This is a genomic window from Pseudonocardia sp. D17 (assembly GCF_036984265.1).
Classification (GTDB): Bacteria; Actinomycetota; Actinomycetes; order Mycobacteriales; family Pseudonocardiaceae; genus Pseudonocardia; species Pseudonocardia benzenivorans.
The window spans coordinates 1-14,940 of record NZ_BPRG01000075.1 but is presented as its reverse complement, the minus strand read 5'-3'; the positions used below and the strand labels follow the sequence as shown (position 1 = coordinate 14,940).

17 protein-coding genes and 1 tRNA gene are annotated in these 14,940 nt (G+C 68.7%); 12 read left to right on the top strand and 6 right to left on the bottom strand.

Annotated features, from left to right (window positions below):
* The first annotated feature begins 81 nt into the window (after positions 1-81).
* From PSD17_RS13970 to PSD17_RS13955, 4 genes are all read left to right on the top strand, one after another.
* On the top strand, positions 82-1,398 hold the full coding sequence (locus tag PSD17_RS13970) for an APC family permease (RefSeq protein ID WP_339122871.1): 1,317 nt from the start codon (positions 82-84) through the stop codon (positions 1,396-1,398).
* Between the two features lie 31 nt (positions 1,399-1,429).
* Positions 1,430-2,446, top strand: coding sequence for an alpha/beta fold hydrolase (locus PSD17_RS13965; protein WP_049803447.1), 1,017 nt, complete (start codon positions 1,430-1,432; stop codon positions 2,444-2,446).
* 54 nt (positions 2,447-2,500) lie between these two features.
* The gene (locus PSD17_RS13960) at positions 2,501-3,220 is read left to right on the top strand and encodes a class I SAM-dependent methyltransferase (RefSeq protein WP_339122870.1); all 720 of its coding nucleotides are present in this window, start codon (positions 2,501-2,503) and stop codon (positions 3,218-3,220) included.
* A gap of 91 nt (positions 3,221-3,311) precedes the next feature.
* Complete coding sequence (locus PSD17_RS13955) at positions 3,312-3,866, top strand: dihydrofolate reductase family protein (RefSeq protein WP_339122869.1); 555 nt, start codon at positions 3,312-3,314, stop codon at positions 3,864-3,866.
* 66 nt (positions 3,867-3,932) lie between these two features.
* Here PSD17_RS13955 and PSD17_RS13950 read toward each other — a convergent pair whose 3' ends face one another.
* Positions 3,933-4,607 (bottom strand): winged helix-turn-helix transcriptional regulator, encoded by a 675-nt coding sequence (locus PSD17_RS13950; protein ID WP_339122868.1) that lies wholly within the window; start codon positions 4,605-4,607, stop codon positions 3,933-3,935.
* A gap of 85 nt (positions 4,608-4,692) precedes the next feature.
* Here PSD17_RS13950 and PSD17_RS13945 point away from each other — a divergent pair, with 85 nt between their 5' ends.
* Positions 4,693-5,487: a class I SAM-dependent methyltransferase gene (locus PSD17_RS13945; RefSeq protein WP_339122867.1), complete on the top strand. Its 795-nt coding sequence runs from the start codon at positions 4,693-4,695 to the stop codon at positions 5,485-5,487.
* A 119-nt stretch (positions 5,488-5,606) separates the two neighbouring features.
* Here PSD17_RS13945 and PSD17_RS13940 read toward each other — a convergent pair.
* The 5 genes from PSD17_RS13940 to PSD17_RS13920 all read right to left on the bottom strand — a co-directional run bounded on the left by PSD17_RS13940 (position 5,607) and on the right by PSD17_RS13920 (position 11,414).
* Positions 5,607-5,679: transfer RNA gene (locus PSD17_RS13940), tRNA-OTHER, on the bottom strand.
* Positions 5,680-6,277: 598 nt separating this feature from the next.
* Positions 6,278-8,035 (bottom strand): ATP-dependent helicase, encoded by a 1,758-nt coding sequence (locus PSD17_RS13935; RefSeq protein WP_339122866.1) that lies wholly within the window; start codon positions 8,033-8,035, stop codon positions 6,278-6,280.
* Positions 8,032-9,774 (bottom strand): ATP-dependent nuclease, encoded by a 1,743-nt coding sequence (locus PSD17_RS13930; RefSeq protein ID WP_339122865.1) that lies wholly within the window; start codon positions 9,772-9,774, stop codon positions 8,032-8,034. Before PSD17_RS13930 ends, PSD17_RS13935 begins: the two co-directional genes overlap by 4 nt.
* Positions 9,775-9,975: 201 nt before the next feature.
* Positions 9,976-10,644 carry a YdcF family protein gene (locus PSD17_RS13925; protein ID WP_339122864.1) on the bottom strand — a complete coding sequence of 223 codons (669 nt, stop codon included), beginning with the start codon at positions 10,642-10,644 and terminating at the stop codon, positions 9,976-9,978.
* A 5-nt stretch (positions 10,645-10,649) separates the two neighbouring features.
* On the bottom strand, positions 10,650-11,414 hold the full coding sequence (locus tag PSD17_RS13920; RefSeq protein ID WP_339122863.1) for a GntR family transcriptional regulator: 765 nt from the start codon (positions 11,412-11,414) through the stop codon (positions 10,650-10,652).
* A gap of 166 nt (positions 11,415-11,580) precedes the next feature.
* Between PSD17_RS13920 and PSD17_RS13915 the strand changes: the two genes are divergently transcribed.
* The 7 genes from PSD17_RS13915 (at position 11,581) to PSD17_RS13885 (ending at position 14,881) form a co-directional block, all read left to right on the top strand.
* Complete coding sequence (locus PSD17_RS13915; RefSeq protein ID WP_339122862.1) at positions 11,581-11,955, top strand: hypothetical protein; 375 nt, start codon at positions 11,581-11,583, stop codon at positions 11,953-11,955.
* The gene (locus PSD17_RS13910) at positions 11,952-12,188 is read left to right on the top strand and encodes a hypothetical protein (protein ID WP_339122861.1); all 237 of its coding nucleotides are present in this window, start codon (positions 11,952-11,954) and stop codon (positions 12,186-12,188) included. Before PSD17_RS13915 ends, PSD17_RS13910 begins: the two co-directional genes overlap by 4 nt.
* Positions 12,189-12,297: 109 nt before the next feature.
* Positions 12,298-12,483 (top strand): hypothetical protein, encoded by a 186-nt coding sequence (locus PSD17_RS13905; RefSeq protein ID WP_339122860.1) that lies wholly within the window; start codon positions 12,298-12,300, stop codon positions 12,481-12,483.
* Positions 12,474-12,674 carry a hypothetical protein gene (locus tag PSD17_RS13900; protein ID WP_339122859.1) on the top strand — a complete coding sequence of 67 codons (201 nt, stop codon included), beginning with the start codon at positions 12,474-12,476 and terminating at the stop codon, positions 12,672-12,674. Before PSD17_RS13905 ends, PSD17_RS13900 begins: the two co-directional genes overlap by 10 nt.
* Before the next feature lie 25 nt (positions 12,675-12,699).
* Complete coding sequence (locus tag PSD17_RS13895) at positions 12,700-14,094, top strand: FtsK/SpoIIIE domain-containing protein (protein WP_339122858.1); 1,395 nt, start codon at positions 12,700-12,702, stop codon at positions 14,092-14,094.
* Entirely contained in the window at positions 14,094-14,309 is a 216-nt protein-coding gene (locus PSD17_RS13890; RefSeq protein ID WP_339122857.1) for a hypothetical protein, read from the top strand. The genes PSD17_RS13895 and PSD17_RS13890 overlap by 1 nt, the downstream gene beginning before the upstream one ends.
* Positions 14,306-14,881 (top strand): hypothetical protein, encoded by a 576-nt coding sequence (locus PSD17_RS13885; protein ID WP_339122856.1) that lies wholly within the window; start codon positions 14,306-14,308, stop codon positions 14,879-14,881. Before PSD17_RS13890 ends, PSD17_RS13885 begins: the two co-directional genes overlap by 4 nt.
* The last annotated feature ends 59 nt before the right edge of the window (positions 14,882-14,940 follow it).

Below are 14,940 nucleotides of genomic sequence, written 5' to 3'. Positions count from 1 at the left end.
CGCGATCCCGAGCACGCCACCAGATCAGCGACCACCCCACCACGTCGGTGGATCAGGGCTGAGGCGACGGGCGCCGCGGGCGTGACCGCCTCGCCGCTGGCCCGCCGGCTCACGACGACCGACGCCGTCGTGATCGGCCTCGGCTCGATGATCGGCGCCGGGGTGTTCGCCGTCTTCGCCCCGGCCGCCGCCGTGGCCGGGCCGTGGCTGCTGCTGGGCCTCGGCATCGCCGGCCTGGTCGCCTACTGCAACGCCACCGCGTCGGCACAGCTCGCCGCCCAGTACCCGACCTCGGGCGGCACCTACGCCTACGGGCGGGCGCGGCTCGGCCCGTGGTGGGGTTTCCTCGCCGGCTGGGGGTTCGTCGTCGGCAAGACCGCGAGCTGCGCCGCGATGGCGCTGACGTTCGCGGCCTACCTCGTACCGCCGTTCTGGCAGCGCCCCGTCGCGGTCGCGGCCGTGCTCGCGCTGGCCGCCGTCAACCTGCTCGGCATCACCCGTACCGCCGCGCTGACCCGCGTCCTCGTCATCGTCGCGGTCGCCGTCCTCGGGCTCGTGGTCGCCGCCGGGTTCCTGGCCGCGACCCGGCACCCCGCGCCGGGACCCGGCCCCGGTGTCGCCGTCGGGGCCTACGGCCCCGGTGTCGCCGGCGGGGCCTACGGCGTGCTGCAGTCGGCCGGGCTGCTGTTCTTCGCCTTCGCCGGCTACGCCCGCATCGCCACCCTCGGCGAGGAGGTCCGCCACCCGCGCACGACGATCCCGCGCGCGGTCCTGCTCGCGCTGGGCCTGGCCGTCGCGCTGTACCTCGTCGTCGGCAGCGCGGCGCTGCTCGCGCTGGGGCCGGCCCGGCTCGCGTCGTCGGCGGCCCCGCTCGCCGACGTCGTGCGGGCCGCCGGCTGGGACCGGGCGGTGCCCGTCGTCGCCGCCGGTGGTGCCGCCGCGGCACTCGGGGCGCTGCTGGCGTTGATCGCGGGCCTCGGGCGCACGTCGCTGGCGATGGCCCGCGAGAGTGACCTGCCCCGGCCGCTGGCCGCCGTGTCGGCCCGCCACCAGGTGCCGCACCGCGCGGAGCTCGCGGTGGCCGGTGCCGTCGTCGTGTTGGTCTGCACGGTCGACCTGCGCGGCGTGATCGGCTTCTCCTCGTTCGGGGTGCTCGTCTACTACCTGGTCGCGAACCTCGCCGCGCGCACCCAGACCGGTGAGCACCGCCGCTACGGCCGGCCACTGCAGCTCGCGGGCGCGCTCGGCTGCGCCGTGCTCGTCGTGACGCTGCCCTGGCAGGCCGTCGTCGGCGGGGTGGCGGTGTTCGCCGTCGGCATCGGCTACCGCCTCGTCCGGCTCCGGCTCGCCCCACCTCCCGGCGAGGGAGGCGACGACGGGAGCGCCACGGGCGGCTGAGCCGACGCCCGCCGTGGGCGACAATCGAGGCGTGCAGCAGCGGCTCGGCCGGGCGGTGTCGTCCGACGGCACCGCCGTGGCCTACGCCACCGTCGGCGCCGGGCCGCCCGTCGTCTACGTCATGGGCTGGCTCACCCACCTGGAGCTCGCCTGGGAGCACCCGGCCGAAAGGGCCTTCTACGAGGCGCTGGCGCAGGGCTGCCGGCTCGTGCGCTACGACCGCGCCGGATGTGGCCTGACCGCGGCCGTGGACCGGCCGGCGTCACTGGAGTTCGAGCTCGAACAGCTGGCTGCGGTCACCGCGACGCTCGACGGACCGTTCGACCTGATCGGCACGTCGATGGGGGCGCCGGTGGCCGTCGCGTGGGCGGCGACGCATCCCGGGACCGTCCGGCGGCTGGTGCTCTACGGGGGCTGGCTGCGCGGCCACGACCTGTCCCCGCCCGCGGTGCGCGACCACGTACTCGGGCTCGTCGAGTCGCACTGGGGGCTGGGCTCCGACGTGCTGACCGACATCTTCGCCCCCGACGCCGACCCCGTGACCAGGGCTGGGACCGCCCGGTACCAGCGCGCCTGCTCGACGGCGGCGACCGCGCGGGCGCTCCTCGCGCTCAGCTACGACCTCGACGTCACCGACCTCGCCGGACGCGTCCGGACGCCGACCCTGGTGGTGCACCGCACCGGCGACCGCGCCGCACCCGTCGCCCAGGCCGAGGCGCTGGCCGCGGCCGTCGACGGTGCCCGGCTGGTGCTGCTGCCCGGCCGGTCGCACCTGCCCTACGTCGGTGACCGCCACGAGCTGGTGGCGGTCGTCCGCCGGTTCCTCGGGCTGCCCGTCGCCCGCCGCGGCGCCGACGGGCTGACGAGGCGCCAGCGCGAGGTGGCCGAGCTGGTGAGCCGGGGCTGCACCAACCGTGAGATCGCCGCCCACCTCGGGATCGACGAACGCTCGGCCGAGGGCCACGTCGAACGGATCCGGCTGCGCCTGGGGTTCCGGTCCCGCGCCCAGATCGCCGCCTGGTACGGCGCGCGGCGCGACCTCGACTGATAGTGGGGTACTTCCACGCCTGACGGCGCGCCGCGGGGGCCGCACAGTGAACCCGTGACCAGCGACGACCGGGCGACGAGCCCGACCCAGGCCCCGCTGCCGACCTCGCGTCCGGGCGGCCCGGCGCCGGCCCCGCCGGCCGGCGGCTTCGTGGTGCACCCCGCCCGCGGGGCCTTCAACGCGGCCTTCTTCGCCGTCATGGGCCCCTACATCGAACGGAAACTGCGCGACCACAAGCGGCGGGTGTTCGCCGACCTCCCGCGGACGGTCGTCGAGCTCGGTCCCGGGGTGGGCGCCAACCTCCGCCACCTCGCGCCGGGCACGACGCTCGTCGCCGTCGAGCCCAACGTCCCGATGCACCCGCGGCTGCGGGCCGCCGCCGCACGCCACGGGGTGGACCTCGACCTGCGGGAACGGGTGGCCGAGGACACCGGCCTGCCCGACGGGAGCGCCGACTGCGTGATCTCCTCGCTCGTGCTCTGCAGCGTCGCCGACCCCGCCCGGGTCCTCGCCGAGGTCCGGCGCGTCCTGCGCCCCGGCGGCACCTTCCGGTTCGTCGAGCACGTGGTGGCGCGGCCCGGGACCACCACCCGGTGGCTGCAGCACGTCCTGCGCCGGCCCTGGGCCTGGACGTTCGAGGGGTGCTCGTGCGAACGGGACCTGGCGGCGACGGTGCGCGCCGCCGGGTTCGTTCACGTCGACGTCGAGCCGTACCGGATCCACTCGCCCTTCGTGCCGTTCAACACCCAGATCGCCGGGGTCGCCCGGGCCTGACCCGGTCCGGTGCACCGACGACGGGACAGAGACGACAGGACAGAGACGACGGAGCAGATGAGTTCGGCCGGGCCGGACGGTCTACCTCGCCATGGGCACCCTCAGCTACACGATGAGCGTCTCCCTCGACGGCTACGTCGAGGACCCGAACGGCAGCATCGCGTTCACCAACCCGACCGAGGAGGTGCACCGGTTCGCCAACGAGCAGACCCGCGAGACGGCCGCGTTCCTGTTCGGGCGCGGCCTCTACGACGTCATGGAGGAGTTCTGGACGGCGCCGGAGCGGGCCGACGGCGGCGAGGTGGAGGCCGAGTTCGCCCGCCTGTACGCCGCGACGCCGCGGATCGTCTTCTCGGACACGCTGCAGTCGGTCGCGCCCGGGTGCCGGCTGGTGCGCCGCGCCGACGCCCTCGACGAGGTGGTGCGGCTCAAGAAGGAGACCGACGGCGACCTGGGGATCGGCGGCGCCGGACTGGCCGGGTCGATGCTGGAGCTGATCGACGAGTTCCGCGTGCGGGTGCTGCCCGTCGTCACCGGCGGCGGCACACCGTACTTCCCGCTCGGCGCCGACCTGCGGCTACAGCTGGTCGAGCAGCGGGTCTTCGCGTGCGGCACCGTGTACCTGCGCTACACGAGGACGCCGTGAGCGCACACCCGGCGGCGGGTGCGAGGCGCCTTCCGTGGAGGACCCGCACCGCCTGCCGGTCGTGGGCTAAGTGTGGGTCATGACCTCCGGCTCGTAGCGGTTCCAGGTGGGCAGCTGCGCGGCGATCCTGCGGTCGCCGTGGACCTCGATCCGCCCCGAACGACGTGCCTGGTCCCACGACAGCCGGCCGCGGTGCCAGTCGACGAACGCTGCGGACTCCGCATCGACGAACAGGGCCGGCTCGCCGCCGGGGTCGGTGTAGCAGACCTCGGCGGAGTGGTTCTCGACGAGCAGCCAGAAGTGTTGGTTGCCGCGTGGCTGATCGCGGAAGACGAACGCGACGACGACGCGCCCGGTGGGCAGCGCGGCGCGGTCGAGCTGCACCCGGCACCAGGCCCAGAGCGCGAACCCGGGGTCGGTGTGCGCGGGGCCGATCTCGACCCAACGCTCCCCCCATTCCGACAACGCCGTGACGACGGTGGCGAGGTCTCGACCGGCTTCCGTGAGCAGGTAGCGACGACCTCGACCGCGGGGTTTCGGGACGGCGCTGATCACCCCGGCGCGTTCCAGCTCGTCCAGGCGCGTCACCAGCATCGACCGCGACATCTGCGGGACGCCGGAGGCGATGGCGGAGAACGTGTCCGCTCCGAACATGAGGTTGCGGATCACCAGCGGTGTCCAGCGTGACGCCAGGATTTCCGATGCCCGCGCCAGTGGGCAGTACTGGCCGTACGTGCGCACCGACCAATGGTGCGCGGGGCCGGGAGGCGTGTCGAGTTCGATTTCAGGCCTTCGGCGGCCGGCCACGATGCCCGACGCTGAGGCCATGAGCAGGGCGATGACAGGTCAGGTGTCGGCCGAGGCGGCGGAGCTCTACGAGCGGTTCTTCGTGCCGGCGCTGTTCGACCAGTGGCCGAGCCAGGTCCTCGACCTCGCCGAGGTCGCCGACGGCGACGACGTCCTCGACCTCGCCTGCGGGACGGGCGTGCTGGCCCGTGCGGCGAAGCGGCGCGTCGGCCCGACCGGGTCCGTCTGCGGCGTCGACATGAACGAGGGCATGCTCTCGGTCGCGTCGCGTGCGGAGCCCGGGGTCTCGTGGGTCCCGGGCCGCGCCGAGTCACTGCCGTTGCCCGACGACGGCGTCGACCGGGTGTGCTGCCAGTTCGGGCTGATGTTCTTCTCCGACCGGCAGGCCGCCGTCGGCGAGATGGCGCGGGTGGCCCGTTCCGGCGGCAGCGTCTGCGTCGTGACCTGGGCCGGGCTCTCGGAGACCTCCGGGTACGCGGCGATGGTCCAGTTGGTCGACGACCTCTTCGGCACGGAGATCGCCCGAGCGCTCGCCGCGCCGTTCGGCATCGGAACGCCCGCGGCCCTGCACGACATCATGTCGACCGGCTTCGAGCACGTCGCCGTGCGTCGGCTCGAGGGTCGGGCGCAGTTCCCGTCCATCGATGCGTGGGTCGCCACCGACGTCCACGCCTGGACCTTGCGGGACGTGATCGACGACGACCAGTTCGCCGAGCTCAGTGCGCACGCACGTGTCCGCCTGCGCGAGTTCGCCGACGCGTCCGGGCGCGTCACCTTTCCCGCCCCCGCGTTGGTCGCGGTGGCGCGGCCCTGAGACCGGCGTTGCGGTGGATGCGCCGCGGACCCCGGCAGGAGCACCACTGCTGGGCGCCCGCGCAGGTCGGAATGACAAAAGGCCGGCATCCACGGATGGACACCGGCCTTTGCGACTCGTCGGGACGACAGGATTTGAACCTGCGACCCCTTGACCCCCAGGCACTTCCGACGGCGGTCTGACGACGTCCCGACCCTCGTGACCACGCCTCGCGCGTCCGCTGACGTCCGACGCCGTCCCCGCTCCCCCGCGGTCGTTGTCGCTCAGTTTGTCGCTCACCCAGCAGCACCCGGCTTCGAAGTGCCATCCCGTCAACCTGGCGCAGCCCGACCGCGCGGACGGCCGTGGGCAGCCCTCGACGCAACCGCCGGCCGATCTTGCCAAGCTCTGCCCGCGGTCGGCCGCGTGGTAGCCCTCAGGGAGGTTGTCGGGGTGGCACGGAGCCGCCATCCCGGAGACCTGCCCGCCCGGCGAGGGCTGCCTGCCCTTCGGCAACACCGCGCCGTCGCCAGCTCAACTCGACAACGTGTAGCGCCGCAGCCTGCAGCCCTGACCCGGCATAGCCCCAGCTAGTTGCACGCCAGCTGCACGCCTGGGCCCCAGAGCTGCCTCTCACCTATCCGTCCGCCCAACTGTCGCCAGACGGAGCGTGCGTACTGCCGTGGGCGGCCCTCGACAGCCGCGCCCAACCTTGCCACGCTCCGGACGTGCGGAGCGTCCTTCGCGAGGTCGTAAGAGATGGCACGGTGCCGCCATTCTGTTGATGTGCCCTTCCGACGAGGGCTGCCCGCTATAGCAGGCCAAGTTCACCCAGGAACGGACTGGGAGCTGTGACTCGGGGACCGCTAGACCACTCGACTACACCTGAGTAGCAAATATCTACGCGCTTCCGCGCCCTAGTTAGAGTGACGTAGAATTTTCGCCGTTCTTCTCGCATTTGCTCCGGGTCCTTCTCGGCAGCAAAGAAAGGCACACGACCCTTGTCCACCCCTAAGATTAGAGCACAATCAAATTCCAAGCCTTTACTTGAGGTCATCGTCGTCACTTCAACTCGGCCGATAACCATCGCATGCTCCGCAAGCTTCGCCGCGCTCAATCCTGAAAGACGGCCACTTGTTACCGCAGCTCTCATCCGTGCGACCTCCACGGCGTCATCAGCCAGATGAGGCCTTGTCAGCGCCAGAGAAAGCCCGGCGCTCATAAGTCCACCGATCAGCTCAGCAGCAGATATGTCAGCCGAACTCTCCAGGAGTAACTGGACCAACCTCACACTTCTGCGACGCTCCCATTTTGAGTCAAGTAAATGTGACCATGTGCGCAGAAGATTCTTCAAGCGATATCCGCTCGTCTCTCTCCCGCGAAGCGCCCACGCGGCACAGGCCTCCACGAAGGCAGTAGCCTGCGTAAGACGGTAGTCTTCGTTATTTCTAAAATAGGCAGACAGGCCGGCATTACGCAAGACATCTACGACCGAGACGCATATAGAGTTGTTAGGGGCAATTACCACTACCTCGTGCAGAGGCGTCCCGGCAGCGTCTACTTCAACTGTGAGCTCCACAATCTTTTCGCACTGCTTCGTTATGCCACCGGGACAATAATGTGCGGTGACGGTCCCGCCGATATTGTCGCCAGTAACGAGCGAGGTCGTCTCTTTGAATACCTTGGCCCGACTCAATATGTCCGATCCAGAACGATAATTCTGCTCGAGCGGCACCTTGTGGACAAGTTTGTTCTCTGCAAGGTCATTTAGAAGCTCCGGACGAGCACCCATGAAACCCAGGATTGCCTGGTCAGGATCGCCGACGGCAAAGAGTTTAACTGTGGATTCGTCTTTCAAGCACAAGGCTTCCACGAGCCGATGCAAGCCTGGCGTCAGATCTTGATACTCGTCAATATATAGCCACTTAAACTTTGCAGAAAGAAATTGTCTAACTACTGCATGACCTTCTACTAAATCGACTGCCTTCTCGACCAATCCTACGAAGTCGACGAGACCGTCGAGAGCAAGTTCGGCTAAATATGCATCACGGAGATTGAGCAGCCCTTCCGGGTGCTTTACCCAATCCTCGGGGCCCTCGAATCTCTTACGGGCGTGCTCGATAGTCGATCTTGCTAGCGCAGGAAGATGCGCGCGATCGGGATAAACTAGATCAACGGCTCGATCAAAAGCCGACGCCTCCTGCCCACGATCTGCGATTGATAATGACTCCGATGTCACTACCCCGCAGAGGCGGCCGAAGGGAATAACAATTGAGTTCAGTGCGAAGCTGTGCACTGTTCCGATGAAGTTTGCTGCCCGGCGAGGCTGGCCAAGCGACGCAACTCGCCGACGCAACTCGTCGGCCGCTGCGTTGGTGAGAGTGAGGCATGCAGCCCCAAACGGTTCGGGTATCCGCTTAGCCAAGTCAAATGCCATGCGCGTAGTCAGTAGCTTCGTTTTCCCACTGCCGGGTGGCGCGAGTACAACGCAGTGACCTGCGGTGGTAAATGCCTCCCACTGGCGGTCATTGGCACGAAGCTCCGCTATTGCGTCAGCAATCTTCTTCACTTGCCGGCCAAGTACTCTAGCGCTCGCTGCACGTGGTGTGGCGGCTTCACTGCGGAGACGGATAGGCGTTGCGCATACCGACCCTTACCTCCAGCGTTTTTGATCATTTTGAGGAAGTCGTCGGATCCAGTAGCCGCCGTTCCCCATGAGTCAATCTTTGCTTGCGAAGGCTTGGCACATAGACCCCGAAGGGCCTCGTAGCATACTGCGACGTTCTCCTCAATATCGGCAATTAAGTCGTATTCAAACGTTACTCCCCCAACAAACGCACCGTTTTCGGCCGGGTTACCGCTACGACCAATGCAGTCGAGAATTGCAGCAGCTCGCTTGTCGCCTTCACTGAGACCGGTTTTCTGGTCGATGGTGTCGCCATCTGTAACGACCACCCAAGGCAATTCTAAGGCATCACAAAATTTGACATAGGACTCAAAATGGGTCCCGTGAATAGCGCACACACTAATTCCGAGTTTGTCGAGATTCAGGCCCAATGACGCCGCGAGCGTCGGCATCATGACCTGCTCCGCGAACCCCTCAACCAGCAGCACCTTCTTTGCGAATACGAGCTCAGCTCGAGTTGCGTCGAGATACCGACGCACATCGTCCCATTCATCTTCCGAGAGCTGCGCACTCACCGCTGAAGCCGCCCTAGTTTCTCCTCCCTCATTACGGAGGACTACCAGTGCCCTTGGATCGGCAACGCTAGCGATGTGAGGCGACTGTGTTGTAACAATTACCGTGCGTCGTTCCTTGAGGTTCTCCAGAAGCCGCGCGAATATCAAGCGTTGAAGATGGGGGTGTAGGTGCGCTTCAGGCTCTTCGATCGCCAACAAGACGTGTGCGTACTCTGCATCCGTCAGCTTGACACTAAGGCCGAGTTCAAGCAAAGCGAGGTAAAGCACATTCAGCGCGCCCAGGCTCGCACTGGACAGCACCCTTTTCGCATCGCCGTCGACGAAAATGCGCATGTTGCGGATCAGGCGCAAGGGGTCATCCGGCGCTACTGCAAGCTCCGTAGTTAACGCTTGGGCGGGACCCACCATATCTTCGAGGCGCTCACTGATTTCTTCGCCAAGGTCCTTTATCTGCTGCAATGCGTTCAGTTCGTCATTGGCAGTCTTCATTGCCTCCCCGACGGCGGCGAGATCTTCGTCGGGGACGGCGCTAGCCGCGGCCTCAAGGAGCTGTCGGAGAGGAGAATCGCGCCAGTTTCGTATGTCCGATTCGACGTCACGTAGCGCCCCTAGGTACTCCAAATGCAGATACCTACGAAGAGCACGCAGTATCGTCACCTCATCGGAGTCTCCTCCGAAAATCTGCCCTTCGTAAACCGGTCGCGCACCCGTGACGATATTTCCATCGTCATCAATCTGCTCTACTGGGGCAAATCGGTAGGTGATCCGAGCAAGAGGCGGGTCCTCCTCGACAAGACAGTCGGCGAGCGACGTCACCATTATCGGATCGTGCTGAAAGCCAGAAATATCGACAGATACTGAGATCTCCTGCCTGGCGTCTAACGGATCCCACGCGTCAGTTCCGTCTGACAGTCCGTCCCAGAAATCCTCACGACGGAGCTGCAAGTCCCTGTACGAGAGAGATGGATCGAGCACGAGACGTAGGGCATGAATCAGGTTGCTTTTACCTGATCGATTCTCGCCGACGAAAATGGCACTCTGCCCGATCGCGAACTCGACATTTGCCAAGTTCCGAAAATTTCTGATCCGCACCTTACTGATCTGCATGCGCGCTCGCTTGTCATCGATCGGTTACGCCTACAGTGGGTGTTCGATCCGGCACACGGCGACGTTACGTGTCACTGGGGCGATACGGCTGCGGGGCGACCGGCCGAAGGCCGCAGCGCCACGCGGCCGGCGCCATAGGCGCCGCTTGATACGGAATCGAAAGTCTGTACGCGGCACGTCGCAGCTGCGCGTCGGCGCTGGTCAGATGAGGCGGTCGGTGTAGCCGCGGTCGATCAGGAGTGCCATGGCGTCGTGGGCATCGGCAGGCATCGACTCGGGGGCGGCAAAGCCTCGTTGGGCGTAGACGTCGATGCGCTGGGTGTCGCCGACGAGCATCGAGATCACCCGGCGCTCGTCACCGATGCCCGCGACGTACTGGCGCAGCTCCGTTGACGCCCCGGCAGTGACGACATCGACCTCGGGCCACAGCTTCCGACATGTCGCGCGGGCTCGGCGCTGCTGGTAGGGCCTGCTGATGAGCGTCACGGTGTGGACGTCGTGGCCGGCCGCCGCGAGGAGGTCGCGGGTGCGGGTGATGTTCTCGCCGGTGTTGGCGGCCTGGTGCTCGACGAGGATCGCGTCGGCCGGGACGCCCAGCTCGATCGCGTGCTCGCGGTAGTGGACTGCCTCGCCGCGCGGGAAGCGCTCGACGGTGGTCGGGGCGTTGGCGCCGGTGAAGACGATGAGCGGGAACAGGCCGCGGTGGTAGAGCTCGGCGGTCACGGTGGCGACGGACAGGTCGTGGCTGCCGAGGCCGATCCCGACGTCGGTGTGGGTATCGAGGCCGGTGTCGAGTCGGTGGTAATTCCACAGCGTCTCGACGGCGTGCGCGATCTCTGGGTCGTCGAGCGCGGAACCGTTGCGAGACATGGGCGTCAGTCGGGGATCGCGAACGAGTAGGTCCAGGCGAACCGACTGGCCGCGTGCACACCGCGGGCGAACTCGACGCACCGGCCGTCGGCGGTGAAGGTCTGCCGCTCCAAGATCATGACCGGCTCCCCCGCGGGCAGCTCCAGCGTCTCGATCTCGTCGGGTGTGGGCATGCGGGAGTGGATCGTCTCGGTCATCGTCTGCGGTTCGAGCCCGCGCGCAGTGAGCGCCCCGAACCCACCGCCGCCAGGGACCGGGCCGGGCGTGGGGTCGACGATCGGAGTGCCCTCGACGTCCTCGGGCCGGTAGTAGCTGGCGAGGGTGTGGGTGGGCTGGCCGTCGTCCTTGACGAGGCGGGCGCGCTCGTAGACCTCGGTGCCGGGTTCGACGTCGAGGGCCTTCGCGGTGGCGTCGTCGGCCGCGACCTTGGCGACACTCTGGGTCTGGTCGCCGGGCTTCCACGCGACGCCGGATGCCTCGCGGTCGGCGGAGAAGCCGATGATGCCGGCCTTCCATCGGCTCTTGGCGTAGCGCTCGGTGCCGAGGCGGCGCAGCCGTGGACGGGCGCGCACGACGGTCCCGCGTCGCCGGACGGGCGTCACCAGCCCTTCGGCCTCCAACACCGACACGGCCTTGCGGACGGTGTGGATGTTGACGTCGTGGCGCGCAGCGATCTCGTCCTGCTTGGGCAAGGTCGAGCCCGGCGGGTACTCCCCCGCCTCGATCGCCGCCCGTAGCGCGTCGACGACGTCTCTGTAGCCGGTCGCCACAACACCTCCTGCTGAACCTTGCCGCGATGCTTGCCACTTCTCGCAACAACGCTAGCCCTATCCCTCAGGCGTCAACTAGAGCATCGATAGAGATAGTTCTATTGACTAGTCCGTGCTAGCGTGCTCCTATAGAGCTAGCTCAAACCCTCTCACGAAGTAGCATGCGATGCGCGACATCCCGGTCAACCTCGGCGGCTACAAGCTCACCGTCGTCGAGCCGCCCATGCCCAAGATGCGCGAGGACTCCAACGGGGCGCAGGTGCCCGTGACCGACCGCGACGGCGCCACCCAGTTCACCGTCTCGCTGTTCGCGAAGCTGCGCGTCAAGGCCGGTGAGCGGGCGCCGAAGGGCGAGGAGATCAAGGTGACGTTGGGGACCGACCCCGGCCCGGACTTCGGCGAGGACGCCCGCGTGGAGCTGATCGACGCCCGGGTCTCGCCGTACCAGGTCGAGAGCGCCGGACGGGTCAACTCCGGGCTCGCCTGGCGGGCGATGGGCCTCAAGCACGCCCCCACCCCGGCACCGCGCGGCGACAAGTGACCCGCCCGGCCCACCTTCCCGCCGTCGTGATGACGACGTCGGTCCACCTCTTCTCCTCCACCAGCTTCACCCCGCGCCTCTACCCGGCGGACCGTCGCGCCACCGTCCGGCTGGGTAGCCGCGACGTCGACGTCACCCTCTACGCCGACCGGGCCGACCTCGCCCGGCTGCGCGACCTGCTCGCCGAGGTCGTCGACCAGCTCGACGCCGCGAGCGGTCCCACCGCCGCCTGACCGCTTCTCGGGCACGGGGGTAGCCGACCCCCTCTTTCTCGAATTCCAGCAAGTCCGCAGTGGCTACCCCCTGCCCGAAAACAGGTCCCGACCAGCACCAGGAGCACCGATGCGCGCCTGCGAGGACTGCGCCGACACCGGTCACTGCGACCTCTGCCAGGGCTACGGCACCACGCCCGACAGCCACCCCGGCGCCGACGACGGCACCGACTGCCCCGCCTGCGACGCCACCGGCACCTGCCCCACCTGCCCGACCGACCGCCTCGACCAGGAAGCGAGCCCGTCATGCGTCTGACCCACCCCCACCCGCTCCACCGCCCGCAGCGGCCCGGGACCGGAATCGGCCGGCTCCTGCGTCGCCTCGAGCGCGAGCGCCGCCGCTTCCTGCACTGCGACCACCGCGAAGTCCCCACCGAGCTGGCCTGGCGCTCCGGGGTCGCCGAGGGCCTGCGCCTCGCACAGCTCGCCATCCGCAAGGGCGCCTGACCCCACCCGCACGAGAGGAGCCGTCATGTTCGTCGAGACCGACCACCGCACCCACCGACCCCACCGCCGCGACCACATCCGCCGTCGGACCACCCGCCCCGCCGGTGGCGAGTTCCGCGCGCTGGGCTGGCTCGCCCGCCACCCGCTGTTCCTGCTCGTCCCCGCCGCCGTCCTCGCCGCTGCGGTCCTCGTCGGCTGGGTGCCCACCCTCGTCACCGTCGCGGTGCTCGTCGGGTCGGTCGCGGTCTGGGGTCGGCTGCACCCGGCCTCGTTCGACCAGACCGCCGGACCCCGGCTGCGCGCCTGCTGGCGACGCTGGACCCGCTACCGCGGCCGCCGCTGGTCCGGGGTCCTCTCCGACTGCGGGCTCGCCCGGGAGAACCACCACACCGGCCGCCTCGTCGCCCCCCGCCTGGTCCGGGTGCGGTCGTCGTCGCGCTCGATCGACACCCTCTACGTCCGCCTCGCCCGCGGCCAGGACCTGCGCACCTGGGAACAGCGCACCGAAGCCCTCGCCGACGCCCTGCTCGCCCACCGCGTCGCCGTGACCCGGCTGCGCCCCGGCCTGCTCGCCCTCGTCGTCGAGCACACCATGCCGTTCACCCACACCATCCCCGCACCACCGATCCCCACCGACAGCGCCGAGATCGACCTGCGCGCCCTCGACGTCGGCGACAACGAACACGGCCGCCCCTTCCACCTGTCCGTCCTGGGCACCCACGTCCTCGTCGCCGGAGCCACCGGCGCGGGCAAGGGCTCGCTGCTGTGGGCACCGCTTCGCGCGCTCGGCCCAGCGATCCGCGACGGTCTGGTCCGGGTCCGGGTGATCGACCTCAAGGGCGGCGCCGAGACCTCCCGCGGCGTGCCGCTGTTCCACCGCTACGCCACCACCATGGACGACGCCCTCGCCCTGCTCACCGAGGCCCGCGACGACATGCGCGCCCGCCAGAACCACATGCGCGACAACGGCCTACGCCGCCTCGACGTCTCAACCAAGCACCCCCTGGACCTGGTCGTCGTCGACGAGCTCGCGATGCTCACCGCCTACGGCGAACGCGCCCAGGTCCGCGACGCCCTGCGCCTGCTCGCCGAAATCCTCACCCAAGGCCGCGCCTGCCTAAGCACCGTCATCGGCTACGTGCAGGAACCGTCCAAAGACGTCGTCGACGTCCGCGAGCTGTTCCCCACCCGCATCTGCCTCGGCGTCACCGCCGCCTCCCACGTCGACATGGTCCTCGGAGACGGCGCCCGCGAACGGGGCGCACTCGCCGACGAGATTCCCGGCGACCCCGAACACGCGGGCATCGGGTTCGTCATCGACACCCGCTCCCGGCTGCCCGTCCGCTTCCGCGCCGCACACGTCCTCGACTCCGAGATCGACGAGCTGGCCGACACCTGCGCACCGGCAGGGGTGGCCTGATGTGGGCCGTCACAGGATGGGCCGCGCTCACCTGGCTCAAACTCACCGCCGCGCTCGCGGTCGCCGTCGGGGTGTGCTGGCTGTTCCTCGGCACCGATTCGGGCTGGTTCTGGGGCATCACGCTCGCCGCGGTCGCCATCGAGATCCAAGCCACCCGCGCGCTGGCCGCCGAGTGGTCGACTGAGGCCCGTCACAGCTGGTGGTGGACCCGATGACCCGCCGCCCGGCACACCAGAGCGAATCGGCCGGCCAAGCGCTGCTTTTCGACGACGACCTCACCGACCACGTCCTGCGCGACGCCCACGACCCCGGCTACGTCCTGGTCGGCATCGCCGAGAAGGTCCACACCCGCGCGATCGGCACCCGCGCCGCCGAGTTCGCCATCCCCACCCGACCCGACGAAGCCGCCACCGTGCACCACCTGCTCGCCGCCGGACGGCTCGTCCCCGGCGCCCGGATACCGGTCCAGCTCGACGGCCGCCCCGAACCCGAGCAAGCGACCCTCGTCGACGTCGCCGCCACCGCGACCACCGGACCCGCACCCGGGGACCGGGTCCTCGTCCACGTCGACGTCGTCCGCCCCGGCCACGGCCTGGTCACCTGCGGCGCCGCCGACTTCTCCGGCTCCATCGTCCGCCAGGACGGCGCCTACTTGGTCGAGACCGAACACGGCGACGTCATCGGCCGTGCCCGCTCCTACCGGGCAGGCGCCGAACGCCTCGCCCGCCACCACGGCTTCCGCGCCGACCCCGTCGAGATCGAGCACGAACACGAGGTCTACGGATGAGACATCCTCTGTCAACCTTCGGGTCAGGCTGCTCGTCCGAGGGCTCGGTTGCGGTTGGC